This is a genomic window from Bradyrhizobium sp. ISRA464 (assembly GCF_029910095.1).
Taxonomy (GTDB): domain Bacteria; phylum Pseudomonadota; class Alphaproteobacteria; order Rhizobiales; family Xanthobacteraceae; genus Bradyrhizobium.
Map to the genome: position 1 here is coordinate 1,222,098 of NZ_CP094526.1, position 25,558 is coordinate 1,247,655.

The 25,558-nt window shown below is 64.4% G+C and carries 25 protein-coding genes and 1 tRNA gene; 12 read left to right on the forward strand and 14 right to left on the reverse strand.

The window, feature by feature from the left end:
• Window positions 1–39 precede the first annotated feature (39 nt).
• Window positions 40–1,482, forward strand: coding sequence for an MATE family efflux transporter (locus MTX19_RS05695; protein WP_280985879.1), 1,443 nt, complete (start codon window positions 40–42; stop codon window positions 1,480–1,482).
• 189 nt (window positions 1,483–1,671) lie between these two features.
• On the opposite strand, the gene MTX19_RS05700 is transcribed toward MTX19_RS05695, so the two are convergent.
• From MTX19_RS05700 to MTX19_RS05715, 4 genes are all read right to left on the reverse strand, one after another.
• The gene (locus MTX19_RS05700; protein WP_280982787.1) at window positions 1,672–2,088 is read right to left on the reverse strand and encodes an SRPBCC family protein; all 417 of its coding nucleotides are present in this window, start codon (window positions 2,086–2,088) and stop codon (window positions 1,672–1,674) included.
• A 100-nt stretch (window positions 2,089–2,188) separates the two neighbouring features.
• Window positions 2,189–2,548, reverse strand: coding sequence for a VOC family protein (locus tag MTX19_RS05705; RefSeq protein WP_280982788.1), 360 nt, complete (start codon window positions 2,546–2,548; stop codon window positions 2,189–2,191).
• A gap of 53 nt (window positions 2,549–2,601) precedes the next feature.
• Window positions 2,602–3,441, reverse strand: a complete 840-nt coding sequence (locus tag MTX19_RS05710; RefSeq protein ID WP_280982789.1) for an AraC family transcriptional regulator — start codon at window positions 3,439–3,441, stop codon at window positions 2,602–2,604.
• A gap of 9 nt (window positions 3,442–3,450) precedes the next feature.
• Window positions 3,451–4,029 (reverse strand): methylated-DNA--[protein]-cysteine S-methyltransferase, encoded by a 579-nt coding sequence (locus tag MTX19_RS05715; RefSeq protein WP_280982790.1) that lies wholly within the window; start codon window positions 4,027–4,029, stop codon window positions 3,451–3,453.
• Between the two features lie 243 nt (window positions 4,030–4,272).
• Between MTX19_RS05715 and MTX19_RS05720 the strand changes: the two genes are divergently transcribed.
• Both MTX19_RS05720 and MTX19_RS05725 read left to right on the forward strand, forming a co-directional pair.
• Window positions 4,273–5,751 (forward strand): 4-amino-4-deoxy-L-arabinose transferase, encoded by a 1,479-nt coding sequence (locus tag MTX19_RS05720; RefSeq protein ID WP_280982791.1) that lies wholly within the window; start codon window positions 4,273–4,275, stop codon window positions 5,749–5,751.
• Between the two features lie 212 nt (window positions 5,752–5,963).
• Window positions 5,964–6,037, forward strand: a tRNA-Gly gene (locus tag MTX19_RS05725).
• A 114-nt stretch (window positions 6,038–6,151) separates the two neighbouring features.
• Here the strand turns inward: MTX19_RS05725 and MTX19_RS05730 are convergent.
• Window positions 6,152–7,171, reverse strand: a complete 1,020-nt coding sequence (locus tag MTX19_RS05730; protein ID WP_280984703.1) for an LLM class flavin-dependent oxidoreductase — start codon at window positions 7,169–7,171, stop codon at window positions 6,152–6,154.
• A 247-nt stretch (window positions 7,172–7,418) separates the two neighbouring features.
• Here MTX19_RS05730 and MTX19_RS05735 point away from each other — a divergent pair, with 247 nt between their 5' ends.
• The gene (locus MTX19_RS05735) at window positions 7,419–8,585 is read left to right on the forward strand and encodes an NADH:flavin oxidoreductase/NADH oxidase (RefSeq protein WP_280982792.1); all 1,167 of its coding nucleotides are present in this window, start codon (window positions 7,419–7,421) and stop codon (window positions 8,583–8,585) included.
• A 23-nt stretch (window positions 8,586–8,608) separates the two neighbouring features.
• Entirely contained in the window at window positions 8,609–9,538 is a 930-nt protein-coding gene (locus tag MTX19_RS05740) for a dihydrodipicolinate synthase family protein (protein WP_280982793.1), read from the forward strand.
• Here MTX19_RS05740 and MTX19_RS05745 read toward each other — a convergent pair whose 3' ends face one another.
• Complete coding sequence (locus MTX19_RS05745; RefSeq protein WP_280982794.1) at window positions 9,539–10,723, reverse strand: cytochrome P450; 1,185 nt, start codon at window positions 10,721–10,723, stop codon at window positions 9,539–9,541.
• A gap of 98 nt (window positions 10,724–10,821) precedes the next feature.
• Window positions 10,822–11,616 (reverse strand): helix-turn-helix transcriptional regulator, encoded by a 795-nt coding sequence (locus MTX19_RS05750; RefSeq protein ID WP_280982795.1) that lies wholly within the window; start codon window positions 11,614–11,616, stop codon window positions 10,822–10,824.
• Window positions 11,617–12,361: 745 nt separating this feature from the next.
• Here MTX19_RS05750 and MTX19_RS05755 point away from each other — a divergent pair.
• The gene (locus tag MTX19_RS05755) at window positions 12,362–14,590 is read left to right on the forward strand and encodes a methyl-accepting chemotaxis protein (RefSeq protein WP_280982796.1); all 2,229 of its coding nucleotides are present in this window, start codon (window positions 12,362–12,364) and stop codon (window positions 14,588–14,590) included.
• A 121-nt stretch (window positions 14,591–14,711) separates the two neighbouring features.
• Here MTX19_RS05755 and MTX19_RS05760 read toward each other — a convergent pair whose 3' ends face one another.
• The 5 genes from MTX19_RS05760 to MTX19_RS05780 all read right to left on the reverse strand — a co-directional run bounded on the left by MTX19_RS05760 (window position 14,712) and on the right by MTX19_RS05780 (window position 17,842).
• Window positions 14,712–15,077: a nuclear transport factor 2 family protein gene (locus MTX19_RS05760; protein ID WP_280985880.1), complete on the reverse strand. Its 366-nt coding sequence runs from the start codon at window positions 15,075–15,077 to the stop codon at window positions 14,712–14,714.
• A gap of 94 nt (window positions 15,078–15,171) precedes the next feature.
• Window positions 15,172–15,492, reverse strand: a complete 321-nt coding sequence (locus MTX19_RS05765) for a cupredoxin family copper-binding protein (RefSeq protein WP_280982797.1) — start codon at window positions 15,490–15,492, stop codon at window positions 15,172–15,174.
• A 12-nt stretch (window positions 15,493–15,504) separates the two neighbouring features.
• Entirely contained in the window at window positions 15,505–16,026 is a 522-nt protein-coding gene (locus MTX19_RS05770) for a DUF4142 domain-containing protein (RefSeq protein WP_280982798.1), read from the reverse strand.
• Window positions 16,027–16,119: 93 nt separating this feature from the next.
• Window positions 16,120–16,806, reverse strand: a complete 687-nt coding sequence (locus MTX19_RS05775) for an RNA polymerase sigma factor (protein ID WP_280982799.1) — start codon at window positions 16,804–16,806, stop codon at window positions 16,120–16,122.
• Between the two features lie 112 nt (window positions 16,807–16,918).
• Entirely contained in the window at window positions 16,919–17,842 is a 924-nt protein-coding gene (locus tag MTX19_RS05780) for a LysR family transcriptional regulator (RefSeq protein WP_280982800.1), read from the reverse strand.
• A gap of 92 nt (window positions 17,843–17,934) precedes the next feature.
• On the opposite strand from MTX19_RS05780, the gene MTX19_RS05785 reads away from it, so the two are divergent.
• Both MTX19_RS05785 and MTX19_RS05790 read left to right on the forward strand, forming a co-directional pair.
• Entirely contained in the window at window positions 17,935–19,002 is a 1,068-nt protein-coding gene (locus tag MTX19_RS05785) for an aromatic ring-hydroxylating dioxygenase subunit alpha (protein WP_280985881.1), read from the forward strand.
• A 178-nt stretch (window positions 19,003–19,180) separates the two neighbouring features.
• Window positions 19,181–20,329 (forward strand): alpha/beta fold hydrolase, encoded by a 1,149-nt coding sequence (locus tag MTX19_RS05790; protein ID WP_280982803.1) that lies wholly within the window; start codon window positions 19,181–19,183, stop codon window positions 20,327–20,329.
• Window positions 20,330–20,406: 77 nt separating this feature from the next.
• Here the strand turns inward: MTX19_RS05790 and MTX19_RS05795 are convergent, their stop codons facing one another.
• On the reverse strand, window positions 20,407–20,757 hold the full coding sequence (locus MTX19_RS05795) for a RidA family protein (protein ID WP_280982804.1): 351 nt from the start codon (window positions 20,755–20,757) through the stop codon (window positions 20,407–20,409).
• Between the two features lie 243 nt (window positions 20,758–21,000).
• On the reverse strand, window positions 21,001–22,659 hold the full coding sequence (locus MTX19_RS05800; RefSeq protein WP_280982805.1) for an FAD-binding dehydrogenase: 1,659 nt from the start codon (window positions 22,657–22,659) through the stop codon (window positions 21,001–21,003).
• Between the two features lie 278 nt (window positions 22,660–22,937).
• Between MTX19_RS05800 and MTX19_RS05805 the strand changes: the two genes are divergently transcribed.
• From MTX19_RS05805 to MTX19_RS05820, 4 genes are all read left to right on the forward strand, one after another.
• Window positions 22,938–23,408: a hypothetical protein gene (locus tag MTX19_RS05805; RefSeq protein WP_280982806.1), complete on the forward strand. Its 471-nt coding sequence runs from the start codon at window positions 22,938–22,940 to the stop codon at window positions 23,406–23,408.
• A gap of 110 nt (window positions 23,409–23,518) precedes the next feature.
• Window positions 23,519–23,770, forward strand: coding sequence for a hypothetical protein (locus tag MTX19_RS05810; RefSeq protein WP_280982807.1), 252 nt, complete (start codon window positions 23,519–23,521; stop codon window positions 23,768–23,770).
• Between the two features lie 19 nt (window positions 23,771–23,789).
• A complete protein-coding gene (locus MTX19_RS05815; protein ID WP_280974026.1) occupies window positions 23,790–24,380 on the forward strand; it encodes an SCO family protein in 591 nt (196 codons plus the stop codon).
• Window positions 24,381–24,527: 147 nt separating this feature from the next.
• The gene (locus MTX19_RS05820; RefSeq protein ID WP_280982808.1) at window positions 24,528–25,526 is read left to right on the forward strand and encodes a transporter substrate-binding domain-containing protein; all 999 of its coding nucleotides are present in this window, start codon (window positions 24,528–24,530) and stop codon (window positions 25,524–25,526) included.
• Window positions 25,527–25,558 lie beyond the last annotated feature (32 nt).

Here is a 25,558-nt window from a genome sequence, read left to right on the forward strand (position 1 = left end):
CCATGGCGCGGCTCCCGAAGATCGCGCGCGGGAGTTGAAATGTCCGATCTCGGCCTCGCCGAAATACCCGTCGATGAAGACGAACGTCCGCTGCCGCCGCCGGTGACAAGGCCGGCGCGCAACGCGCTGCTCGATGGGCCGATCCTGCGTACGCTGCTGTGGCTCGCCTGGCCGAACGTGATCGCGCTGTCCGCCGGCACCTGCGTTGTGATCGCGGAGACCTCCTATATCGGCCGCCTCGGCGTCGAGTCGCTCGCGGCGATGGCGCTGGTGTTTCCCTGCGTGATCCTGACCATGACGATGTCGGGCGGCGCCATGGGCGGCGGCGTCGCATCCTCGATCGCACGCGCACTCGGCGCCGGCGAGATCGAGCGCGCCTCGACGCTCGCGGCACACGCGCTGCTGATCGGCCTGACTTTCGGCGTCACATTCATGCTGGGCATGCTGATTTTCGGGCCGCGCCTGCTCGAGCTGCTCGGCGGCCGCGGCAACGTGCTGGCGCAGGCCATCGCCTATTCGCAGGTCTTCTTCGGCGGCGCGATCCTGCCCTGGCTGATGAACACCATGGCCGGCATCCTGCGCGGCACCGGCAACATGAAATTGCCCTCCACGATGATCCTGTCATCGGCAGTTTGGCAGATCATGTTCGGCGGCGCGCTCGGGCTTGGCCTCGGACCGGTGCCGCAATTCGGCATGCGCGGTGTCGCCGCTGGCGCGCTGATCGCCTATTCGATCAGCATCAGCGTGATGGGCTGGTATCTGTTCTCCGGCCGCGCCCGCGTCAGGCCGAAGCTCAAGGGCCTGCGTGTGCAGTGGGTGATGTTCATCGACATCCTCAAGGTCGGCGCCGTTTCCTGCTTCTCGCCGCTGCAGTCGGTCTTGACCATCTCGATCTTCACCCACTTGCTGGCACAGTTCGGCACCGCGGTGCTTGCCGGCTATGGCATCGGCGCGCGGCTCGAATTCATGCTGACCTCGGTGGCTTTCGCCGTCGGCATCGCGTCGGTCCCGATGATCGGCATGGCCGTCGGCGCCGAGCGCGTCGCGCGCGCCCGGCGCATCGCATGGACTGCGGGCACAGTGTCGTTCCTCGCGGTCGGCGTGGTCGGCAGCTTCATCGCTGTCTTCCCCGACCTCTGGGTCAATCTCTTCACTGACGATCCGCATGTGCGGAGCACCAGCCATCAATATCTCTCGACCGCCGCTCCGATGTACGCCTTCATCGGCCTTGCGATGTCGATGTACTTTTCCTCGCAGGGCGCCGCCAAGGTGTTGGGCCCGGTACTGGCGCAGACCGCGCGGCTGATCTTCATCGGCAGCGGCGGCTGGTGGCTCACGACGCATGGGGCGACCGCGCAGAATTTCTTCACGCTCGCCGCCGCCTCGATGGGTGTGCTCGGCGTGCTCTCCTGCCTCAGCGTGATCCTGACGCGCTGGGGCAAGCCCGCGCCACTCGCCAAGGCGCAGCCGGCGCTGTCGTAAACGAGGCTTCACGACTCTTGCACCGTCATCCTGAGGAACGCATAGCGCGTCTCGAAGGATGCACGGCCCCCGATATTTCGCACTGGTCACGGCGAGAGCCGGGCCGTCGCACTTCGAGACGGCCGCTTCGCGGCCTCCTCAAGGTGACGGTGACGGTTTCGAATGCGCCCGCGAAGATCTCGTTGCAGCTCACGCTGCGCTTGCCGTCCTGGCCGATTGGGCAAGCGCCGTCTGCATCGCGAGCGCGCCCTGGTCCATCTGACCGGCGATGTACGGCGCGATCTCGTTCGGCAGCAGATCGACAATCCAGGCCACGCGGCTGCGTCCGTCACCCTCGGCGAATACCTGCACCGAGGCCGAATGCTGCTTCAGCCGTTCGCTGACCACGGCATACACCAGCCGCCGCCGCGCATCATCGCAATCGACCAGCAGTTCGCGTGCCACCGTGCCGTTGGCGAAGCTGACGATGCGCGCGTCGCCGTCGAGCGTGGTGTCGGTCACGAAGCCCGGCACCAGCCGCGTGTGCAGCGCGCCGAAATCGCGCAGCGCGCCCCAGACATGGTCCGCCGGCGCGTCGATCGGGATATCCTTGTGAATGGAGGCCATGGTTCGGTCCTCTCGCGAGTTGGATAGTCGTCATTGCGAGGAGCGAAGCGACGAAGCAATCAATGGATTGCTTCGCTTCGCTCGCAATGACGATGAAGACTCAGGCGCACACCGCCTCGACATTGTTGCCGTCGGGGTCGATCAGGAACGCAGCATAGTAGGTCGGACTGTAATCCTTGCGGCGGCCCGCGGCCCCATTGTCCTTGCCGCCGGCCTTCATGCCTTCGGTGTGGAATGTCTTGATCGCCTCGTGGCTCGGGGCGCGGAAGGCGACATGGGCGCCGCCCGGAGCCTTGCCCTTGTGCAGATGCAGCCAGAGCGCCGGCTGATCCTTCGGGCCGAAGCCGGCGCCACTGTCGTCGCGTGAGCACAGGACGAAGCCGAGCGGCGCCAGCGCTGCGGTGTAGAAGCGGACACTGGCGTCGAGATCAGCAACACGCAATCCGATATGGTCGTACATGATGGTCTCCAGAAATGGGCGCGTCGGCGACGCGCGGCCTGGAGCGACCCTAGCTATTGCAGTGCAAGGCGTTCTTGGAAAATCTTGCGGTCGCCGCGGGAGGCCTGGCGGAACTTGAGGGGCGAGGCGCCGGCGGCGCGGTGGAAGCTGCGCACGAAATTGGAGAGGTCGCCGAAGCCGACGTCATAGGCGATATCGGTGATCGGGCTGTCGTCGTCGGCAAGCCGGCGCGCCGCATGGCGCAACCGCGAGCGCACGAGATATTGATGCGGGGTGACGCCGAGTACGGCGGAAAACAGCCGCAGGAAATGGAACGTGCTGAGGCCGGCCTGCTTCGCCGCATCGTCCAGATCGATCGCGCGATGCGAGTTGGCGTCGATCCACAGCGCCGCCTCCACCGCCCGGCGGCGGTCCCGCAGGCCGGCCGTGAGGGGCTTTGCCTTGCGGTCGGACACCACCTCGACGAAGCGGCTGGCAAGGAGATGCCCGACCTCGTCGAGGCCGACGTCGCTGTTGCCATCTGCCGCCGTTTGCGCGAGCTCGCCGAGCACCATCAGTTCCGGCAGCGGCGGCACCGAGCCGACCTGCCAGGCCGCGGCGCGGTCGCCAATCGTCTCCACCAGCTCCGGGTCGAGGAAGAACGACAGGCACTCGTCGCCGACGACATGGTCGTGGGTGCAGATGTATTCGTCGCCGGGATGGCCAATCAGGAATGATCCGGCCACCAACTCGTGGAAGCGGCCGCGACAATGGCAGCCGAAGCTGCCCTTGAGCACGTAGGACACCGAATGGCAGGCGAATTGCTCGGCGAACGGCTTGTCGCCAGGCTCCGCCGTGCAGCGAAACTCGTTCACGGCAATGCGATCGCGCTGCAACAGCGTGGTGCGGTTCATTCGCTGAATTTAGGGGTGGGGCCGCGGCGGCGCAACGGACAGCAGCACGTCGAACAGCGTCTTGCTCGCGGTCGGGTGCCCGCCTTCGATCGAGAGCAACCGCCGCTTGGAGACGCTGCCGCCGTTTGGCGAGATGCGGTCTGCATAGTGACCGGCCTCCAGCACGCGATGGCAGGGCACGATAATCATGAAGGGATTGCGCCTGATCGCCTGGGCCACCGAATGGGTCGCGCCGGAGGCGCGCAAGGCGCTGGCCACTTCGCCGTAGGTCCGGGTTTCGCCGCGCGGAATCGTCCGGGTCAACTGGTAGACGCGCTGGCTGAAGGCCGGGATGCCGGTCATGTCGAGCGTGACGCCGGACAGGTCCCTGTGGCCGCCGCGCAGGATCGTGGTGATGCCCTCGATCGCGATCTCGATGTCCTCAGGTGGCCGCATCTCCCGTGCGTCGGGATAGAGCTGGAACAGCCGCCTGCGAGTCTCGATCTCGCGCGTCTCGGGAAGCTGCACGCCGGCGACGCCCATCTCGCCCCATGCAATGCCGCATCGGCCGACTGCCGTGTCGAAAATGGTGTACCCGCGCCCCGCCATGACGCCACTAACCCCGCGAAAGGATCATAACAGCCTCGGGATCGCGCGCATCTGGAATCTTCACATTCGGTTAAGGATACGACGGATGGGGTAGCTGATGTCGAGCGCCTGCGTTCGCTCACCCATCTTAAAGGCTTGAGCGATATCTATTTCGCTCGAATTTGCAGCTCCGCGACATTGCGGCCTCCCGATGGGTTCGGCAGACGAATGACGAGACCAGGCGCCGATCCATCGCCGGATGACATGGCCAAAGCATCGACCGGACGCTTCCATGGTCTGGCGCCGTTGGTGCTGCTCGCCCTGGCGCTACGCCTCCCGCTGGCGTTCTGGCCCAACATCATCCATCCCGACGAGATCTTCCAATATCTCGAGCCGGCCTGGCGGCTGCTGGGTCATGACGGCATCGTCACGTGGGAGTGGCGTTACGGTATTCGCGGCTGGTTCCTGCCGACCTTGCTGGCGGGCCCGGTCGCGTTGGGTGACCTTGTCGCGCCTGATGGCGCAGGGGCCTTCGTCGTGCCTCGTCTAGTTGCCGCGCTCGCATCGGTGTCGATCGTGGTCAGCGCCTGGTTCTTTGGCGCGCGGGTCTCGCGAGCCCACGCCATCGTCGCGGCCTTCGTCGCCGCTATCTGGTTCGAGTTCATCCTGTTCGCGCCGCATACGTTGAGCGAGCCCTTGGCGACGGCGCTCATCGTGCCGGCGGCGCTGCTGCTGACCGACGGGCCGTCGCAGCGACGCCTCGTCATCGGCGGGGCCTTGCTTGGTCTCGCCTTCGTCTGCCGCTTTCAATATGCGCCGGCCATTGCCGTGCTTGCCATCGGGGCGTGCTGGCGGTGCTGGCGAAACGCGATTCCGATGGTGGCCGGCGGGCTGGTCCTGCTGGCGTTCGCGGCAGTGATCGATCTCGCGCACGGTGTAATCCCGTTTAGTTGGCTGGTCGCCAACGTCGAACAGAACCTGTTGCACGATCGCGCGGCTGAGTTCGGCGTGACGTCTTGGGTGACCTATCTCGTCAGTTTCTGGGTGGTATGGTCCGTGGCGATCGTGCCGCTGACGTGGGCGATCTGGCGGGGCTTTCGGCACGCACCGCTCCTGCTCGCAGTAGCGCTCGTGAACCTCGGCTTCCACAGCCTGATTGGGCACAAGGAATACCGCTTCATATTCCTGTCGGTGGTCCTGCTGATCATAGTGGCGGCGCTGGGATCAGCCGATTGGATCCAGTCGTTGCGTGCGAGACGCGCATGGCGGCCCTGGGCGTTGCCGATGATCACAGGCGTGTGGGCGCTGCTCTCGGTGCTGCTTGTTGGGGCGAGCCAAGAGACGCGTGACGACTGGATGCGCGGCGTCGGTGCAGCACGCCTGGCGGCAGACCTGCGCGGTGATCCAGAACTCTGTGGTCTCGCGCTCTACAATCTTCCGTTCCACCTTCTGCCGGGGCGGGAACGACTGTCGGGCCCGTCGCCGCTTTATTCGCTTCAGCCTCGCGATCCGCTTGTAAAGGGACGCCTCCCGGCCGTGGTCCAGGCGACAAACCCTGCCTTCAACCGAGTCCTCGCGCGCCCGGACTCGGCAGACGATCTCCCGGCAGGATTTTCACGGCGCAGTTGCGCCAGAGTCGGCAACGGCGACGCCTGCATCTTTGCCCGAAACGGGACCTGCAGCGCGATACCCGCCGCGGCGCCATTTACAATCAACGATGTACTAGTGCGGCTCGACTACTAGAGCATTTTCGGTTCTGATTGAATCAGAACCGAAGCTCGAGATTGTTGTTTTGACGTGTTTTCTTCGCGCGAACCGGTGTCCACTTCGCTCGAAAGCGCTCTAGTCAGGGGAGATCCGCGGACCAACGCGAATGCACGCTTGATCCCTTGCCTTGCCCCGGGCTATGGTCCGGCAGGTCTCGCAAGGTGAGGCCAACCCAAGCGACCGAGATCGCGGGCGTAGTTCAATGGTAGAACGGCAGCTTCCCAAGCTGCATACGAGGGTTCGATTCCCTTCGCCCGCTCCAACGCTCGTTTTCGTGCATCCAGATCTACGCGTCGGCATTCTGCCGCATCACAGCGTGCTGGTCCCAGTTAGCGGAAGCTGACTGCCGAGCCGCGTGAAGCTGTCGCGGATATGATCAGCGCCAGCCGAGGGCGGGCGCGATCTGTGTCAAAATCGTTTCGATGACATGTGCGTTGTAGGCGACCCCGAGCTGATTGGGGACCGTCAGCAGCAGGGTGTCGGCCTCTGCGATGGCCTCGTCGGCTTTGAGCTGCTCGATGAGCTTGTCCGGCTCGGCTGCGTAGCTGCGGCCGAAGATTGCACGCGTCTTCTCGTCAATGAAACCGATCTGATCTTCCGCCTGGTCGTTTCCGAAATAGGCGCGATCGCGGTCGTCGACCAGCGCGAAGATGCTGCGGCTCACGGAGACCCGGGGCTCGCGCGCATGACCGGCCTCCTTCCAGGCCGCACGGTAGGCTCGGATCTGGGCAGCCTGCTGGACGTGGAAGGCTTCGCCCGTTTCGTCGTTCTTGAGGGTCGAGCTCTGCAGGTTCATGCCGAGCTTCGCCGCCCACACTGCGGTGGCGTTGGAGCCGGCGCCCCACCAGATGCGGTCGCGCAGACCTTCCGAATGGGGTTCGAGCCGCAGCAGGCCGGGAGGATTGGGAAACATCGGCCGCGGATTCGGCCGCGCAAAACCCTGTCCGCGCAGCAGGTCGAGGAATATCTCGGCGTGACGCCGCCCCATCTCGGCGTCGGTCTCGCCCTCGGGCGGCTGGTAACCGAAGTAGCGCCAGCCATCGATCACCTGTTCGGGCGAGCCACGGCTGATGCCGAGTTGCAGCCGGCCGCCGGCGATCAGGTCGGCTGCGCCGGCATCCTCGATCATGTACAGCGGGTTCTCGTAACGCATGTCGATCACGGCGGTGCCGATCTCGATGCGGCTGGTTTTGGCTCCGACCGCCGCCAGAAGAGGGAAGGGCGAGGCAAGCTGGCGGGCGAAGTGATGGACGCGGAAATACGCACCGTCCGCACCCAATTCCTCGGCGGCGACGGCGAGGTCAATGGATTGCAGGAGCGTATCCGCAGCCGAGCGCGTCTGTGATTGCGGCGAGGGCGTCCAATGCCCGAACGAGAGGAATCCGATCTTCTTCATACCGGCAATGTAGTCACGTCCGACGCGGTTTGCGATCATCGATATGCCGCGACGATGGTGGAAAAGTGTTTACCAACCCACCAAAATTGACTGGAGCTGAGGCCTGGTCGTGGTGCGGATATCCGTCCCTCGCTCCTCGCATGCATCCAGCTCCTATCGCCTGCGTCGTTGCGCGGCTTGCGGTGAGGCGGCGAGCCGCCTAGCTTTCGGCCATCACTTGCCCGCCAGCACGCTCCCGCAGGTCCTGATGTCGCAGCCGCTTCTGTTTCAGCCGATCACGCTTCGCGGCGTGACCTCCCGCAACCGTATCCTGATTTCGCCGATGTGCCAGTATTCGGCGATCGACGGCCTCGCCAAGGACTGGCATCTCGTGCATCTCGGCAAGTTCGCCCAGGGCGGTGCCGGACTTGTGATGGTCGAGGCTGCCGCGGTCTCGGCCGAGGGCCGCATCACCCATGGCGACGTCGGAATCTGGAATGACGAGCAGATCGCGCCGCTCGAGCGCATCGCCGCCTTCCTGAAGGACAACGGCGCCGTGCCGTCGATCCAGCTCGCGCATGCCGGCCGCAAGGCCAGTATGCAGCGCCCGTGGTACGGTAACGCCGTGCTCGATGCGGCCGATCGTGCACGCGGCGATCTGCCATGGCGGACGGTTGCGCCGAGCGCGATCCCGATGGAGGAGGGCTGGCTGATGCCGCATGCGCTTGAGGTCGACGAGCTGGCCGCCCTCAGGGAGCAATGGCGTCTCGCCACCTTGCGCGCACTGGAGGCCGGGTTCGAGTTCGTCGAGGTGCATTGCGCGCACGGCTATCTCCTGCACGAATTCCTGTCGCCGCTGTCGAACCGCCGGACCGACGCCTATGGCGGCGATCGCGACGGGCGCATGCGCTATCCGCTCGAGATCATCGAAACCGTGCGTGCGGCCTGGCCCGCCGAGCGGCCGCTGTCGGTGCGGATTTCCTCGGTCGACGGCATCGATGGCGGCTTGCAGCTCGACGACCAGATTGCGTTTGCCCGCGAAGCCAAGGCGCGTGGCGTCGATCTGATCGACTGTTCCTCCGGCGGTCTGCTCGGCTCGGCGACCGCGGCGCGGATTCCGCGCGGCTACGGATTCCAGGTGCCCTATGCCGATGAGATCCGCCGCGCTGCCGATGTCGCCACCATTGCGGTCGGGCTGATCCTGCATCCGCAGCAGGCCGAGGACATTCTGGCCAACGCCCATGCCGATGTGATCGCGATCGGCCGCGAGGCGCTGTTCGATCCGAACTGGCCGCTGCACGCCGAGCTTGCGCTTGACGGCGGAAGCGGCGAGATTTTTGCGTCCTGGCCGAAGCAGTATGGCTGGTGGCTGGAACGGCGCGAGCCGGGTCTGCGCAGGCTCGAAGGGCCGCCGCTGCCGTTCCGCAAGGTGTGACCGATCGCAAGGGAGGTTCTGGCATGACTATTCCGGTACAGCGTCCCTATCGCGGCGTCTTCCCCGTGGCGCCGACCATCTTCGACGCCAACGGCAATCTCGATCTCGACGGGCAGCGCCGCTGCGTCGATTTCATGATTGATGCCGGCTCCCATGGCATCTGCATCCTCGCCAACTTCTCCGAACAGTTCGTGCTGACCGATGCCGAGCGCGAGACCGTGATGCATGCGGTGCTCGAACATGTGGCCGGTCGCATTCCGGTGATCGTCACGACGACGCATTTCTCCTCGGCGGTGTGCGCCGCGCGGAGCCGCCAGGCGGAAGCCGCCGGCGCTGCCATGGTGATGATCATGCCGCCCTATCACGGCGCGACCTTCCGCGTGCCGGAGGGAAGTATCTATGAATTCTATCAAGTCGTGTCGGATGCCATCAGCATTCCGATCATGATTCAGGACGCGCCGGTCGCGGGCACGCCGCTCTCGGTCGATTTCCTGGCGCGGATGGCCAAGGAACTCGCCAATATCAGGTACTTCAAGATCGAGGTGCCGATGGCCGCGAACAAGCTGCGTGGCCTGATCGAGAAGGGCGGCAGCGTGATCGAGGGGCCGTGGGATGGCGAGGAAGCGATCACGCTGATGGCCGATCTCGACGCCGGCGCCACCGGCGCGATGACTGGCGGCGGCTATCCCGACGGCATCCGGCAGATCATGGATCCATTCTTCGCGGGTCGCCGCGACGAGGCGATGCAGGCCTATGCGCGCTGGCTGCCACTGATCAATTACGAGAACCGCCAATGCGGACTGCAGGCCTGCAAGGTGCTGATGCGCGAGGGTGGCATCATCAAGTCGGACACGGTCCGGCATCCGCTGCAGCCGCTGCATCCGGCGACGCGCGCCGGCTTGATCGAGATCGCGCGCCAACTCGATCCGGTCGCGCTGCGCTGGGGCGGCTGATCACGCCGTCTGACGGCTATGCGTCCCAATCACCGGCAGATCCAGCAGTCCGCGGAACGCCCAGCCGCCGACCCGCGGCGGCTTGTCCGCCACCAGCCGCAGATTGTTCAGCCGCCCGAAGATCGCGGGCAATGCAACATCGGCTACCATGGCGCGCGAGGCCCATGCGCCGGCGCAGAAGTGCGGACCTGCGCCAAACGCGATGCTCTTGCTGGCATCGCGGCGAATATCGAATTTATCGGGCTCGTCGAAATGCTTCTCGTCGCGGTTCGCCGAGCCGAACATCAGGAACACGCGCTCATTGGTCTCGAAGGCGATGTCGCGGATCGTCCATGGCTTTGCGATCCGCCGCGGCGACATGCCGATCGGCGAGATCCAGCGGGCATATTCCTCGAAGGCCTGGAGCCACGGGATGGCGCCGCCCCTCGCCAGTTCGAGCTGATCGGGGTGCGTCAGCAGCGCCCACACCGTGCCCGCGATCGCGTCGCGGGGCTCGTTCTGGCCGCCGGAGATCGCGAGCTTGATGTTGGCGCGCACGCTCTCCATCGGCATGTCGGTTTGCAGCAGCACGCCGAGCAGGCTGAGATTGGGTGTCTTGCGCAGCACCGGGACCATGTCGTCGATCGCGGCATCGATGCCCGAGGTCGCCGCGTGGCAGCGCGCTTCGACCGCGGGATCGCCGATATAGTTGGCGATGCCGTCGATCATGCCCTGCGACCACGCGTTCATGTCCTGGTAGCGCATGTTGGTGAGGCCGGTGACCGACTTCAGGCACTCGGCCGAAAACGGCAGCGCGAAGGCCTGCACGAAGTCGATCACGCCGCCGGGCCTAAATTCGTCAAGAATGCGCGTCGCATGCCCTCCGAACTGCGCGGTCCAGTGCGATCTCACGGTCTTCGGCGAGATCGCCGGGAAGATCGCCTTGCGCTCGTTCATGTGCGCGTCGCCGTCCTTGCGCATCATGTTGTGGCCCATCAGCTTGTTCATCAGCCCTTCGGGTTGGTGCGACGAGAACACGTCGATCTGCTTCTCCGAGATGAAGATATCGTCGCGGCTGCACAGCAGCGTGCTGCCGAGTTGCGGCACGAAGGCGATCGGCGCCTCTCTCCGCATCCGCGCAAGGGTGGGATAGGGATCCTGCCAGAAGGCTGAGACGTCGATGTCGAAATGCGGCGCGGTGCTCACGGCTGTTACCTCAAGGCTCGATCCGCGGGCCAGACTAGGCCGGAGCACGGTCGCTGTCTGTCCCTACGGTTTGGGACAGGCGCCGTCTGGCCGCTTGATCAGTTCAGCTGGCGGGACGATGCCATCAGGCGCAGCGCGATGGCGAACAGCTCGTTCTGCGAGGAGATGCCGAGCTTGTCATAGGCGCGCTTGCGGTAGGTGAGGGCGGAATGCAGGCCGATGCCGAGTTCGGCTGCGATCGCTTCCGAGCTGAGGCCGGACAGGATCCGCAGGCAGACCTCCTTCTCGCGCCCGGTCAGCATGGCGAAAGACTCGGCGGTCGCAAACAGGGTCTTCAGCCGACCCATCGGATCGATATCCATGGCGTCGCGCTGGAAGTGACGGGCCACGGCCGCGGTCACCACCGGCGCGATTGCGGTCAGGCGTGCTATCTGGTCGCGGCTGAAGCGGCCCTGCGCGGTGATCTGGTAGAAGTTGACGTAGAAACAGGTGTCGTCGACCCAGATCGCGGACGCAAACTTGTCGACGATGTCGGAGTCGTCGAAGAAGATCTTGCGATAGCTGTCACTGTACATGCGGCGCGCAAAGGTCGGCAGCACGATGGGCGTGGTCAGTGCCTGTCCCCTGAACACCGCATCGCGGTTCGGGTCAGCCTGATGGAAATGCTCGGCATAGGCGATGCCGAGGTCGCGCCCGATCGGGATATTGCCGACGTCGAGAAGGCACGCGGCCGACCGCGCGCCTGCAAACGAGAACACCATGCAGTGCCCGACATCGCCGACGCGCCGCAGCGCGCCGATCAGCGCCTGCGGGAAACTGTCCCGCCCGATCGCGAGCAGGGCGGGGGTGATGTCGCTGATCGCCGATTGCCTGAAGGCCAGCTCTGCCTTCATGGTGTCCTCCCGGGTCTCTCTCGTTTTCGGGAAGACTATCAGCGACACCGGTGATGCGAAAGCGCCCGGCGGAGCGGCTACCGCCGGTGGCGGGACTTTCGCGTCACGCGCCCCGCGCGGCTGCGTCGCGGCTGACCGGTGCGCAAATACGCGCGGCCCGCGGCATGCTGAATTGGTCGGTGAAATATCTGGCCGGGCGAACCGGAATCTCTTCGGCCATCATCCGCCGGCTTGAGGAGTATAATGACATTGCACCCATGCCCGACGAAACGATGGGGGTCCTTCGGAATACGTTTTCAGATGGGGATCGAATTCTTGTTTTCGCCGGACGGCAAGCCACGTGTCCGACCACGATAAGGGCTCTTAATTTTTGTCGTCGGCTCGCTGGTTGGCTCAGTTCTTGCGATCTCTGTCGATCCAGAGTCAAAGTTCGCGCAAATTTTGCAATCTTTGATCTCGTTGCGGTACAGAAGCGCAGCTCTTTGCGCGCATGAGGCGATCTAGATTATTTTTTCCTTAACGCACTTATAAGTATTATCTCCGACATTGCTCCCACACGTAAGGCACGGGAACAGACCATGCAGAACGCAGTGGTTGCGGTGCGCCAGTCGAGCGTTTCCGGAGCGAGCTCGATGAGGATGAGCGAGACTCCAGCGGGATCGGTTCGAGGTTGCACCAAGCGCTGGCTTGACCCCGTGGCCCGGCCGCTCCCACGCATCCTTCGCCATCCCTCTCAACCAGGGAGGTGCTCGAGCCGGGCCTGATCGGTCCGCCGCCCAATTCGCTCGCCCCCCGCTGTGCCGCGCCAAGGCGCATCACACACAAATCCATTCTGCCAATAATTTTCTCAAAGGGTCCCCCAGTCATGTCCTTTAAATTGAAATTGCGCATTCGTGGCCGGCTGATTGCCTGCTTTATCGCTGTATGCGCCATCTTCGCGCTTGCGGTCGGATATACGGTTTTTGCCGTTGGTGGAGTTTCCACGGTCGTCAGTCGCATGGTGAGCCTGCGTACGCCCGTGGCGCTCGCAAGCACGGAATTGGTTGGCAATGTCTATTCCACGCTCGCGACGTTGCGCGGCTATCTGCTGACGGGAAATCCGCAAGGCAAGCTCGATCGCATGGCCATGTGGAAAGAGGTGGATGCCACGGTGGTCGCCTTCGACGAGCAGTCGGTGCATTTTACGGACCCCGAGAATAAGCGGAAATGGGCCGAGGCCAAGACCCTGCTCGCGGAGCTCCGCGCTGCTCAAGACAAGGCCGAAGCAATCGCCTTCACCTCTGACGCATATCCGGCGACGAAGCTCTTGGTTACCGAAGCAGGCCCGCGCTCCGAGGTGATATTTTCCGAGATCACCCGGATGATCAACGAGGAGGAAGGCTTGGAGGCAACGTCGGACCGCAAGAGATTGCTCAAGGCAATGGCGGATACGCGGGGCAATTTTGCCGCCGCGACAGCCCAGCTCCGCATGTATCTGTTGTCCGGTGACAAGACTGACAAGGAAAAGTTCGTCAGACCGTGGGAGCTGTTCGAAAAAGGCTTTGCCGCCGTGAGTGCGCAAAAAGCGCTCCTCACCACCTCCGAGCTGGCGTCTTTCGACAAGATCACAAGGGCACGCGGCGAATTTGCGCCGTTGCCCGAGAAGATATTCTCCCTGCGGGAATCCCCGGGCTGGAATGCTCCGGTCGAAATTCTCGTCACGCAGGCAGCACCGCGCGCGCTCAAGATCCTGGATCTGCTTGATGGACCCAAGGGCGCCGACGGCACCCGCTCCGGAGGCATCAAGACGAACCAGAAGAAGATGCTCGACCAAGAGAAGCACGAGGTGGAGTCGGGCGTATCGTTCCTCACGATCGTGCTGTGGGTATTGCTTGCGGCGGGTCTCGGAATCAGCGCGATCATTGCGCTGCTCACGGCGCGCGCGATCGCAACGCCCGTCCAGAGGATGACCGCCGCTATGGGCAAACTCGCCGGCGGCGACACATCCGTCGTGGTGCCCGGGGTCGAACGGGTCGATGAGATCGGCGAGATGGCTGGCGCCGTCCAGATTTTCAAGGATAGCATGATCGAAGCGGATCGCCTGCGCGCCGAGCAGACGCAATCGGAGGCTCGTGCCGCCGCCCAGCGCAAGGCGGACATGCACGCCCTGGCCGGCCGGTTCGAGAACGCTGTCGGGGAAATCATCGAGACGTTGTCATCGTCCTCGACCGAGTTGGAGGCCGCGGCCAACACGTTGACCAAGACCGCCGAGAACACCCAGGAGCTATCGACCATGGTCTCCGCCGCGTCCGAGGAGGCATCGGCGAACGTTCAGTCGGTGGCCTCCGCCAGCGAAGAGATGAGCGCCTCGGTCAACGAGATCAGCCGTCAGGTGCAGGAAGCCGCCGGGATTGCCGGTGCGGCGGTGGAGCAGGCGCAGAAGACCAATGATCGCGTCAATGCGTTGTCACAGGCGGCGACCCGCATCGGCGATGTTGTGGAATTGATCAACACCATCGCCGGCCAGACCAACCTCCTGGCGCTGAATGCAACCATCGAAGCGGCACGGGCCGGAGAGGCAGGGCGCGGCTTCGCGGTGGTCGCATCCGAGGTCAAGGCGCTGGCCGAGCAAACCGCGAAGGCGACCGGCGAGATCAGTCACCAGATCGCCGCCATGCAGGCAGCGACCCAGGACTCGGTGATCGCGATTAAGGAGATCAGCGGGACCATCGGCCGGATCTCGGAAATCTCGTCGACCATCGCCTCCGCGGTGGAAGAGCAGGGGGCGGCGACCCAGGAGATTTCCCGCAACGTCATGCAGGCGGCACAAGGCACCCAGCAGGTGGCCTCGAGTATCTCCGACGTGCAGCGCGGCGCGACCGAAACAGGTTCGGCGTCTAGTCAGGTGCTTGCATCTGCGAAAACGCTGTCGAACGATAGCGCAAGACTCAAGATCGAAGTCGAGAATTTCCTGACAACGGTCCGGGCAGCCTGACGCAAAGGGCGAGACGCGCAGTCCACGCGACGGGTTCGCGGGAAGCATAACCCGCCGCGGTCCTGGAGAAAGAGGAGATTGCGCCGCGGCCCGCGGGCCATCCGCCCTTCGCCTTCCGCGCTCAGCCCCCCTGCGGCACCTGGTCGAGGAAGCCGGTGATGCTCCTGATCCGGCCGTCCTTCAGCGTCGCGAAATCCGTGCCCTTGATCGGGCTGTCGACGCCGTCCGGGCCGAGACCCCAGGAGAAGCGGACGTAGTCGCCGAAGCCGTTCGGCTCACCGATCAGCTTGAACCTGAAGTCTGGAAATTTCTGCTGCACGCCGGCGATCAGAGCATCTACGCCCTCGTGACCGTCGCCGCTCATCAGCGGGTCGATATAGCGGGCATCCGCGGTCCAGTTCTCGCTCAGCATCTCGCGGCGGCGGCTCGGCGTGCGTTCGTTCCAGAGATCGACATAGCGGCGGGCGATAGTTGCGTGGTCGGTCATGATTCTCTCCTTCGATAGTGCCGGATCATTTGGCTGTCCGGACTATCGAAGGTTTGCAGCGCCCCATCGATTACCTCTGACGTCATGCTGCGCGCTACGGTGCGATCTTCAGCACCGCTTTCATGTTGGGATGGTAGCGGCAGTAGTAGTCCACTGTGCCGGGCCTCTTCAGCACCAGGGTCGCCGACTGCTTCGGCGCAAGCGTCACGTCGAAGTTGCCGTTCCTCGCGGTTGCGGTGTGGGCGAAGACGTCCTTATTGACCCATTCGACGGTGTCGCCGACCTTGGCCGAGACTTCGGCCGGCGAGATCACGAGGTTCTCCATCACGATCTGAATGGTGGCCGCATGCGCCGGGACGGCCATCGCGCCGAGCGTGAGCAGTGCAAGCATTGCGAGATGGCGTCCCGACGACATCAGGAGGCTCCCCTATTTCAGGCCGGCCGCGACGTGCTCGGCATGCTGCTCGTGGCCCTGGAAGATTTTCAGGCCGGTCTGCAGCAAGTTCTTCAGCTCGGGATTGCTGGCGGACGGGATCAACTGGGTCTCCAACGCCGTATTGACGGTCTTGTGGTAGGCGACCTCGTTGTCGATGTAGGCCTTGTCGTACGCGGCGCCTTTCAGCTTCGCGAGCTCGGCGAGCTTGTCGGCCGCCTGCTTCGACAGCGCCTTGCTGGTGTCGTTGTCTTCGGGAGTGACCTTCAACTTCTTGACGAGGTCCAGTGCCTGCTTGTTCACCGCCTCATGGTCGCGCACCATGTCCTTTGCGAATGCCTTGACCTCCTTGTTGGACGCTTTCGATTCCGCCTGCTTGGCGGCCTTGATGTCGATCACGCCCGCCGTATAGGCGATGTGCGCGATTTGTGGATCGGTGAGCTTTGCATTCTGGGCGAATGCAGCGCTGCCCAGCAGGCTCAGCGCGGCGACCGCGATGCTCAATCGAACGAACATGGTTTGACACTCCTGTTGCGCGGCGCTTGAGCCGGCGCGGGGTTGATTGCACAGGAGTTGGATGGTGCCGGAACGCGGAGGTTCCCGAAATTCTTACGTGGTGTAGCCGAGCCGTCTCAGCACCGCGTCCGTCAGCCGCTCGCAGCGCCGGCCGGCGAAGGGAAAGGCCTCCATCACCACCGGGCCGATCTTCCGCTCGACATTGTCCCGCAGCATGGTTCTGGCCCGATGCAGGCGGGTCTTCACCGTTTCCGGCTTGAGGCTGAGAATTGCGGCAGTCTCCTCGATCGTCATGCCCTCGATCACGCGGGTGATGAAGACGAGGCGGAACGCCTCGGGCAACTCATCGATCGCATGCTCGACCACCTGCTGGATTTCGCGCTGGGCCATGGATTTTTCCGGATCGTCCACTGACGACAGGGGGAACTGGATGATTTGGGCCTCGAGGGCGGCTGGCAGCTCGGACCACTCCACGCTGGCCGACTTGCGGCGCACCCGGCCGAGCGCCTCGTTGATCGCGATCCGCGACAGCCAAGTCGACAGGCTGGAGTCGCCGCGGAACTGGTCGAGATGGGTGAAGGCGCGGACGTAGGTGTCCTGCACGACGTCCTCAGCCTCGCCGTCATCGCGCAGGATGCCGCGCGCCAGCCGGAACAGCCGGCGATTGTTCGCCTGCATGATGGCGCGCACCGCAGCCTCGTCCCGCGCGAGCGCGCGCTGCACCAATCCGGCATCTCCTGCCGTGATCGGGGTGGTGGTCGTTACCTGGGCCTGGCGCATGACGGCTCTCACTCTCACGGCTGATGTGCGTTCGATGCCGGCTGAGCGGATTGGTTCCCGAAAAGTGCCGTTTCGGAAAGAGGAAAGAAAAGAAAGGGCATCCGGACAGAGCCTACGGCCTGATATAGGCCTCGGGATCGCCGCGCGCGTGGGCTTCCATCGCGTCGAGGAAGCAGCGCGCCTTGGCGGGGACAAATTGCCGCGCCGGCAGCAGCGCGTGCACGTTCAGCGGCTCGCAAGCATGGTCCGGCAGCAGCCGCCGCAACTGGCCGGCCGCGACCGCCGCGCGGGTGTAGCTCGCAGTCACCCGCAGCACGCCGTGGCCGGCGAGCGCCGCCTGCAGGCGGATATGGGCGTTCGAACTCGTGAGGCGCGCGCGATCGACCGCGAGATGCTCGACCGCCCCGCCAGGGGCGGTGATCGCCCACGGCGGATCGCTCGGGCCGGTCAGCAACGGGAGTTTCTTCAGCTCCTCAAGCGTGCGCGGCTCGCCGAATTTCTCCAGCAACGCCGGCGCCGCGAACAGGCCGCGCTCGAGGGTGAACACGCGGCGGATCACGATCCCGGCCGACGGCAGCGGCGCCTCCAGCATCGCGAATACGATGTCGTAGTTTTCGGCGATCGGGTTGACGATGTCATGCTCGACATCGATCCGAATCGCGAGCTCCGGATAGCGGCTCATCACCGCGCAGGCGACAGGCCCCGCATGATGTGCACCGAATTCGTAAGGCGCCTTGATGCGCAACGTCCCGGCGACCGCGCTGCTCATCGCCAGTGCCTCGTTGTGGGTGTCGTGCAGCGCAGCGAATAGCGGTCGTACCTTGCGATAGATGGTCTCACCGCCGTCGGTCAGCCGCAGGTGCCGCGTGGTGCGCTCGATCAGCCGCAGCCCGAGATTGGCTTCCAGTCGCTGCACCGCAGCACTCAGGCTCGATTTGGGATGCCCGAGCACGCGCGCGGCGGCCGTGAAGCCGCCGTGCTCGACAACTTCGCAAAACAGCTCCCAGTCGCGCCACTCCATGGCTGGATTGTCCATCCACCGGTACAGTGTGTCCAGCCAAATCGGATTATCCTGACCATCGGGATCACCTAACCTCGCTGCAACGAATATTGCATCGGGAGGGTGATTTGACTGATCACGACGGAATTTTCCTGCGCAACGCCTGGTATGTGGCGGCGCTGAACCAGGAGCTGATCGACGGCAAGAAGCTGGCGCGCACCATCCTGGAGCGGCCGATCGTGCTCTATCGCGGATCGAGCGGAAAGGTGGTCGCGCTCGACGACCGGTGCTGCCACCGCGCCGCGCCGCTCTCGATGGGGCGGGTCGAGGGCGATGACATCAGGTGCATGTATCACGGCATGAAGTTCGCAGCCGACGGCAAATGCATCCAGATTCCCGGCCAGGACGTCATTCCCGCCAAGCTCGGCGTGCGCAGCTATCCGGTGGTCGAGCGCTACAACATGATCTTCATCTGGACCGGGGATCCCGCGAAGGCCGATCCGAAACTGATCCTCGATTATCCGCCGCTCGAAGATCCGAAATGGCGGGGATTGCCGGGCTATATGCACTACAAGGCCAACTGGCTGCTGATCGTCGATAATCTCAGCGACTTCGCCCATCTCGCCTTCGTGCACACCAATACGCTCGGCGGTTCCGAGGAATACGCCTACAAGACCAAGCCGGTGGCGATCGAGAAGCTCGAAGACGGTTTCCGCGTCGAGCGCTGGCACATGGGCGCCGAGCCGCCGCCGTATCACAGGAAGGTCATCCCGAACAAAACCGACCCGGTCGACCGCCGCAACATCGGCCGCATGCTTATTCCCGGCATCTTCACGCTGGACACCACATTTGCGCCGGCAGGGCAGGGGGTGGAGAAGGGCGTTCAGGTTCCGGGGACGCGGCAATACCGCAATGCGCAGTTCATGACGCCGGAGACCCGCTCGAGCACTCACTTCTTCTGGAACTACCTGCACGATTTCGACATCGACAACCCTAACATCGCGCTGTCGCTGCGGCATTCCCTCGAGGAGGGCTTCAACGAGGACAAGGACTTCATCGAGGCGCAGCAGAAGGTGCTCGACGCCGACCCGAACTACCAGCTGCTTGCCATCGGCGCGGATGCGCCACTGACCTATTTCCGCTGGCTGTTCGCGCGGAAGCTCGAGGCGGAACGAGGCGCCGAGCAAGCGGCATAGCCGCTTTCACTGCTGGGTCGCACTGCCATGCCGGGATCGCGAGATCGTGACGTCCCGGCGTGGCTGCCGCGCCAGCGGGATTGGCGTAGACTGATGGATCTGAATTCGTCGGATCTTGATCGGGGTCGAGGTTGCGACGCGTGCGGGCCGAACCATCCCGCCGGCGATCGATCGGTGAATGAACTTGATCGAAAAGGTGAGCCCACCGGAACGGAGTCCGAGCGTCGACCCGACGCAGCACGTTTGGCTATGGCCGTTTGAAGCCACACGATTGGTGCTGGACTCATACTGGCAATGGTACGCCAGGCGCGCGCCCGGAGGAGCGCCTGACGAGGCGCCGCTGCCCTGGACCACGTCCAACACGGTCGCGCTGCAATTGCCGTCGATGCGCCTGCTGGACTTCTCGAGTGCGGTCGAAGGCCAGCCGTTGCTGGTGTGCGCGCCCTATGCGCTGCACCGCGCGCTGATCGCCGATCTCGCACCCGGCCACAGCCTGATGGAGGCGCTGCAGAAGGCGGGCGTTGCGCGTCTCTATCTCACCGATTGGCGCTCCGCTACAGCGGAGATGCGCTATTTCTCGATCGACACCTATCTGTCTGATCTCAATGTGGCCGTCGATGCGGTCGGGCCGCCGGTCGACCTTGCAGGCCTCTGTCAGGGCGGGTGGCTGGCGTTGCTTTATGCGGCGCGCTTCCCCGGCAAGGTGCGGCGGCTCGTGCTTGCAGGCAGCCCGATCGATGTCTCGGTGCCGTCGCAGCTTTCGAGAATGGCGGCCTCGCTTCCGCAACAGGGCTTCGAGGCGCTGGTGCATCGGGGAGACGGCATCGTCAGTGGCAAGCACATGCTGCAATTCTGGAGCATCCCCTTCGGCCTGCATGATGTGGAGACCGCGCTGCAGCGGCAGCTCGACGACAAATCGGAGGATGCAAGGGCGCTGCTCGATCGTTTTGCGCGCTGGAATTGCGAGGTGCTCGATTTGCCGGGCACCTACTACCTCGAAGTGACCGACTGGATCTTTCGCCAGAACCGTATCGCCGATGGAAACTTTGTCGCGCTCGGCCGCAAGGTCGATCTTGCCGCGGTCAAGCTGCCGGTCTTCCTGCTCGCCGCGGATAACGACATCGTTGTCCCGCGCGACCAGGCGTTGGCGACAATACGGTTGTTGGGCACGCCGCCCGCGTGGCTGGAATGCGAGACCGAGGCGAGCGGTCACCTCGGCCTGTTCATGGGCAGCAAGGCCTTGACGAATTCATGGCCCCGGATCGTGCGCTGGCTTCAGTCCGACCTCGGCGACGCCTCGGGCGAGCGGCCGCGGATCAGCGCGTGAGCTGCAAATGAAAATGCCCCGAACTGCGGTTTTGCAATCCGGGGCATCAGACATCTGTCGCGGTTAACGTGTCGCGTCTACTTCGCGGCGACCACCATGATCTCGACATTGTATTGCGGGGCCGCGAGCTTGGCCTCGACGGTGGCGCGGGCCGGCGTGTTGCCCGGCGAGACCCAGGTGTCCCACACCGCGTTCATCTCGGGGAACGTATTCATGTCGGTGATGTAGATCGTCGCGCTGAGGAGCTTCGACTTGTCGGCGCCGGCCTTCGCCAGATGACCGTCGATGATCGAAAGGATATCCTTGGTCTGGTCGGTGACGCTGCCGCCGGCGGCCTTGCCGGCCACGACGCCGGCGAGATAGACGGTGTTGCCGTGCACGACGGCCTGGCTCATGCGCGGGCCGGTTTCGAAACGCTGAATGCTCATTTGGGTCTCCACTTGAATGGCGGCAGTTTTCTATAGCGTTTTCAGGCGACGCGGCTACCGGTTCGCGTGAAGAAAACGCGTCAAGACAGGAAGGCTAGAGGTTGGGTTCTGATTTGCTCAGAACCGAACCTCTAGCGCGCCGGCGCGTCCGCCGCCACTGCGCGATTTGCAAGCCGCTTCACGGAAATCGCCTGAAGAAGGGTCGGATCGTCCGACGCCGTCGGGGCCGCGCGTCTCCACCATTCACCCAACGGCCCTTGCTGCCGCGCGGCCCGCATTGCGGCCCGAGAACAGGCAGCCGCCGAGGAAGGTGCCTTCCAGCGAGCGATAGCCGTGCATGCCGCCGCCGCCGAAGCCGGCGGCCTCGCCCGCCGCATAGAGCCCGCGGATGATCTGGTGGTCATGCCCGAACACGCGCGAGTCGAGATCGGTCTCGAAGCCGCCGAGCGTCTTGCGGGTCAGGATGTTGAGCTTCACCGCGATCAGCGGGCCGTGTTCGGGATCGAGGATGCGGTGCGGCCTCGCGGTGCGGATCAATTTGTCGCCGATATAGCGGCGCGCATTGTGCAGGTTCATCACCTGCGCGTCCTTCACGAAGGGATTGGCGATCTCGCGGTCGCGCGCCTCGATCTGGGCCTTGATGGGGGCGAGCTTCAACAGGTCGTTGCCGGCGAGCGCGTTCATGGCGCCGACGAGGTCGGCGAGGTTGTCACGCACGATGAAGTCGACGCCGTGCTGCTTGAACGCTTCCACCGGCGCCGGCGCGCCCTTGTTGGTGGCGCGCTTGATCGTCATGCGCCAGCTCTTGCCCGTCAGATCGGGGTTCTGCTCCGAGCCGGAGAGCGCGAACTCCTTCTTGATGATGCTCTGGGTCAGGATGAACCACGAATAGTCGTGGCCCGTGCTCATGATGTAGTGCAGTTGCCCAAGCGTGTCGGAGCCCGGGAACAGCGGCGCCGGCAGCCGCTTGCCTGTGGCGTCGAACCACAGCGATGACGGCCCCGGCAGAATACGGATGCCGTGGCGCGGCCAGATCGGGTTCCAGTTCTGGATGCCCTCGACATAGTGCCACATCCGGTCGCGGTTGATCACCCGTCCACCGGCGGCTTCCGTGATGCCGATCATGCGGCCGTCGACATGATCAGGCACGCCGGAGATCATGAACCTCGGCGGGACGCCGAGCCGCTTCGGCCAGTTCTGCCGCACCAGATCATGATTGCCGCCGATGCCCCCGGAGGCGACGATCACGGCCTGTGCGCGAAGCGAGAACTCGCCGATCACCGTCCGCGAGGAACTCCTGCCGCGTTCGACAGTGGTCGGTTCCAGGATCGCGCCTCTGACGCCATCGATGGCGCCATTGGTGACGCTTAGCGCATCGACACGGTGGCGGAACCTGAAAATCAGCCGTCCGTTCTTCGCCGCCTCGCGTGCTCGCCGCTCGAACGGCTCGACGATGCCAGGGCCGGTGCCCCAGGTGACGTGAAATCGCGGAACCGAGTTGCCGTGGCCCATCGCGTCATAGCCGCCGCGCTCGGCCCAGCCGACGATCGGGAAGATGCGATGGCCCATCGCGCGCAACCAGTCGCGCTTCTCGCCCGCGGCGAAGGCGACATAGGCCTCGGCCCATTTGCGCGGCCAGTGATCTTCGTCACGATCGAAGCCTGCGGTGCCCAACCAGTCCTGTAGCGCAAGGTCGAGGGAATCCTTGATGCCGAGCCGCCGTTGCTCCGGCGAATCGACCATGAACAATCCGCCGAACGACCAGAACGCCTGTCCGCCGAGGCTTTGTTCCCCTTCCTGATCGAGCACGATCACGCGCTTGCCCGCATCGGCGATCTCGGTTGCGGCGACGAGGCCGGCGAGCCCCGCGCCAACCACGATCACATCTGAATCGTCAGCCATTTCAGCCCTCCCCCAGCCCTGCCGTGATTCAAGACCGCCTCATTGCGCGCGGTCAACGTCAAACGGCCCTTGCCGGTGGCGGCGAGGCACCAAGCGGTTGCGGCAAGTTGTTCCAGTTTGGGACCTTGCAGTCTTCGACTGCAGCGTGCGCGCAACACCCAATTTGAATTTGATTTGAGGTGCCGCGCTCGTCTGGACAAAAATTCGATCTCGCAACACGCTCACGCCCATCTTGCATCACAAAGACAAACAGATTCGGTTTCGACTGGGGCTGGCCAATGAAGTTGATGAGGGGGTTGCTCGCTGCGGTTCTGCTGCTGGCGGGGATGGGGGCGTCGCACGCGGCGGTCAGGATCGCCGATGATCGTGGCGGACGGATCGGAACCTACGTCGACAGATATCAAAACCTGCGCTCATCGGGCGAGACCGTGATCATCGACGGGCTTTGCGCTTCGGCCTGCACCATCGTGCTCGGCGCTGTTCCTCACGACCGCATTTGTGTCACCTCGCACGCAAGCCTCGGCTTTCATGCCGCCTGGGATTTCGGCGCCAACGGCCGCGCCGTCACCAATCCCGAAGCAACCCATATGCTGTATTCAATGTACCCGCCCGCGGTGCGCAAATGGATCGCGGCGCGCGGCGGCCTGACGCCGCGCATGATCTTCCTGCGCGGCAAGCAGCTGCAGGCGCTCTACAAGCCCTGCTATCTCGACGCCCAGGCGTCGGCGGGCAGGCCGTTCTCGCACTGAGTCCGTCGGCGGTTTGGTTGGTCCTCGTCCCGTCACCGCCACGAGGTGGACTGGGATGATGGGCTGAGAGAGCCGGGTCGTTCCCTCGGCGGGCGAAGCCTCCGCATGACGTGATCACGCCTGCAGCCATCGTGCTTGCCGGCCGGCGGAGCCCGGCTTATCTGAAATACATGGTTCAGCCGATCTTCGCCCAGCCCCGTGATATCGCCGCCCCGACGCAGGGCCGGGTGGCGTCCATGATCCTCTGGGGCGCGGCCAGTGTCGGCGGATTGGCCCTGCTTGCTGCTGCCGTGCTCTGGTTCCATTACGGGACTGCGGTGTTCTTCGAAATGATCACCGCCGGCATCTCCGCCTGCTTCTGATAGGGGACGTATCGCCATCATGCCTAGGACCACCCGCCCGCTGGTGATCTTTGCCGCCTTCGCCGCCAGCCTGGCTGTCGGCCTTGCGCTCATGCTGTGGGCGGTCGGCGGCTTGCGCACCGTCGCCGCGCCGACCGCGATCGGCGGCCCGTTCCAGCTCACTGACCAGTCCGGCCGGACCGTCACCGACAAGGACCTCAAGGGCAAGCCGACGCTGATTTTCTTCGGCTTCACCCATTGCCCTGACGTCTGCCCGACGTCGCTATTCGAGATGTCGGAGGTGCTGAAGGCGATGGGCAAGGATGCCGACCGCGTGAATGCTTATTTCGTCTCGGTCGATCCCGAGCGCGACACCGCTGCCGCGATGAAGGATTACCTCTCGAGCTTCGATCCGCACCTGAAGGGTCTCACCGGCGATCCCGCGGCGATTGCCAAGGTGCTGTCGGAATATCGCGTCTACGCCAAGAAGGTGCCACTCAAGGATGGCGACTACACGATGGATCACACCGCGCTGATCTATCTGATGGATCGCGACGGCAATTTCGTCTCGCCGTTCAACCTGAAACGGACGCCCGACGAAGCGGCGGCCGATCTGAAACGGTATCTCTAAGCCCCTCGCTGGGCACGACCCGTGCGAGAAGCCGGCCTTCGCTTTTCGCGTCATGCCGTAATTCCGGTTCAGAATTAACCCAATCGGCGCTCGCTTCGGGCGCCGGATGGTCTATAAGCCCATCCAATTTCTTTTAAATTGCCTGTTATGCCCGATCAGTCTGTCCAGTCCGTTGCCGTCTCGTCGCGCTCCGCCGTCCGGCTGGCCGGGTGGGTGGTCGCGGCTGCGCTGCTGGGGGTGGCCGGACCAGTGACTGCTCAGACGCCGCCGGCGCAAACGGCGCCCGCGCAGACCCCATCCGCAAAGCCGGCTCCGGCGCCGGCGGCCCCCGCGCCTGCCGCCCCGGCACCAACGGCGCAGACCCCGACGCCGAAGGCCGCGCCGCAGGCGGTGCCAGGATTCTGGGACCCGCGGCGGCGGCCGGACCGGCCGGACCTGTCGCGCCTCACCGTGATCCGCTTCCTGACCGAGACCGACTACCCGCCGTTCAACTTCACCGGCCCCGACGGCAATCCGGCCGGCTTCAACGTCGACCTGGCGCGCTCGCTCTGCGACGAGATCAAGGTCACCTGCACCATCCAGATGCGCCGGTTCGAGACCCTGATCGATGCGCTCGCGACCAACCGCGGCGACGCCATCATCGCGTCGATGGCGGTGACGCCACAACTCCGCACCAAGGTCGATTTCACCGATCCCTATTACCGCGCACCGGCGCGTTTCGTATCGCGCCGCGATAACGTGATGCCGGAAATCCGTCCCGAATATCTCGAGGGCAAGAAGGTCGGCGTCATCGCCGGGACCTCGCACGAGGCCTATCTCAAGGCGATGTTCACCGACGCCGAGATCCATTCCTATCTCAATGACGACGCGCTGCGTGCGGCGCTGCGCCGCGGCGAGGTCGACTTCATCTTCGGCGACGCGATCTCGCTGGCGTTCTGGATCAACGGCACCGATTCAGCGGAATGCTGCGCCTTCTCCGGCGGTCCCTTCGTCGAGAGCCGCTATTTCGGCGAAGGCATCGGCATTGCCGTGCGCAAGGGCAATGACCTGCTCCGGCAGTCGCTGAACTGGGCGCTGTTCCGGATCTGGGAGAAAGGCCGCTTCACCGATCTATGGCTGCGCTATTTCTCGGTCAGTCCGTTCTGACGCAGAGGTCTTCACCTCGCCCCGCTTGCGGG

Excerpts from the sequence above, each read along its gene's own strand:
- MTX19_RS05695 (WP_280985879.1), top strand. The coding sequence starts at position 40 with ATGTCCGATCTCGGCCTCGCCGAAATACCCGTCGATGAAGACGAACGT.
- MTX19_RS05700 (WP_280982787.1), bottom strand. The coding sequence starts at position 2,088 with ATGGCCTCCATTCACAAGGATATCCCGATCGACGCGCCGGCGGACCAT.
- MTX19_RS05705 (WP_280982788.1), bottom strand. The coding sequence starts at position 2,548 with ATGTACGACCATATCGGATTGCGTGTTGCTGATCTCGACGCCAGTGTC.
- MTX19_RS05710 (WP_280982789.1), bottom strand. The coding sequence starts at position 3,441 with ATGAACCGCACCACGCTGTTGCAGCGCGATCGCATTGCCGTGAACGAG.
- MTX19_RS05715 (WP_280982790.1), bottom strand. The coding sequence starts at position 4,029 with ATGGCGGGGCGCGGGTACACCATTTTCGACACGGCAGTCGGCCGATGC.
- MTX19_RS05720 (WP_280982791.1), top strand. The coding sequence starts at position 4,273 with ATGGCCAAAGCATCGACCGGACGCTTCCATGGTCTGGCGCCGTTGGTG.
- MTX19_RS05730 (WP_280984703.1), bottom strand. The coding sequence starts at position 7,171 with ATGAAGAAGATCGGATTCCTCTCGTTCGGGCATTGGACGCCCTCGCCG.
- MTX19_RS05735 (WP_280982792.1), top strand. The coding sequence starts at position 7,419 with ATGTCGCAGCCGCTTCTGTTTCAGCCGATCACGCTTCGCGGCGTGACC.
- MTX19_RS05740 (WP_280982793.1), top strand. The coding sequence starts at position 8,609 with ATGACTATTCCGGTACAGCGTCCCTATCGCGGCGTCTTCCCCGTGGCG.
- MTX19_RS05750 (WP_280982795.1), bottom strand. The coding sequence starts at position 11,616 with ATGAAGGCAGAGCTGGCCTTCAGGCAATCGGCGATCAGCGACATCACC.
- MTX19_RS05760 (WP_280985880.1), bottom strand. The coding sequence starts at position 15,077 with ATGACCGACCACGCAACTATCGCCCGCCGCTATGTCGATCTCTGGAAC.
- MTX19_RS05765 (WP_280982797.1), bottom strand. The coding sequence starts at position 15,492 with ATGTCGTCGGGACGCCATCTCGCAATGCTTGCACTGCTCACGCTCGGC.
- MTX19_RS05770 (WP_280982798.1), bottom strand. The coding sequence starts at position 16,026 with ATGTTCGTTCGATTGAGCATCGCGGTCGCCGCGCTGAGCCTGCTGGGC.
- MTX19_RS05775 (WP_280982799.1), bottom strand. The coding sequence starts at position 16,806 with ATGCGCCAGGCCCAGGTAACGACCACCACCCCGATCACGGCAGGAGAT.
- MTX19_RS05780 (WP_280982800.1), bottom strand. The coding sequence starts at position 17,842 with ATGGACAATCCAGCCATGGAGTGGCGCGACTGGGAGCTGTTTTGCGAA.
- MTX19_RS05790 (WP_280982803.1), top strand. The coding sequence starts at position 19,181 with ATGAACTTGATCGAAAAGGTGAGCCCACCGGAACGGAGTCCGAGCGTC.
- MTX19_RS05795 (WP_280982804.1), bottom strand. The coding sequence starts at position 20,757 with ATGAGCATTCAGCGTTTCGAAACCGGCCCGCGCATGAGCCAGGCCGTC.
- MTX19_RS05800 (WP_280982805.1), bottom strand. The coding sequence starts at position 22,659 with ATGGCTGACGATTCAGATGTGATCGTGGTTGGCGCGGGGCTCGCCGGC.
- MTX19_RS05805 (WP_280982806.1), top strand. The coding sequence starts at position 22,938 with ATGAAGTTGATGAGGGGGTTGCTCGCTGCGGTTCTGCTGCTGGCGGGG.
- MTX19_RS05815 (WP_280974026.1), top strand. The coding sequence starts at position 23,790 with ATGCCTAGGACCACCCGCCCGCTGGTGATCTTTGCCGCCTTCGCCGCC.
- MTX19_RS05820 (WP_280982808.1), top strand. The coding sequence starts at position 24,528 with ATGCCCGATCAGTCTGTCCAGTCCGTTGCCGTCTCGTCGCGCTCCGCC.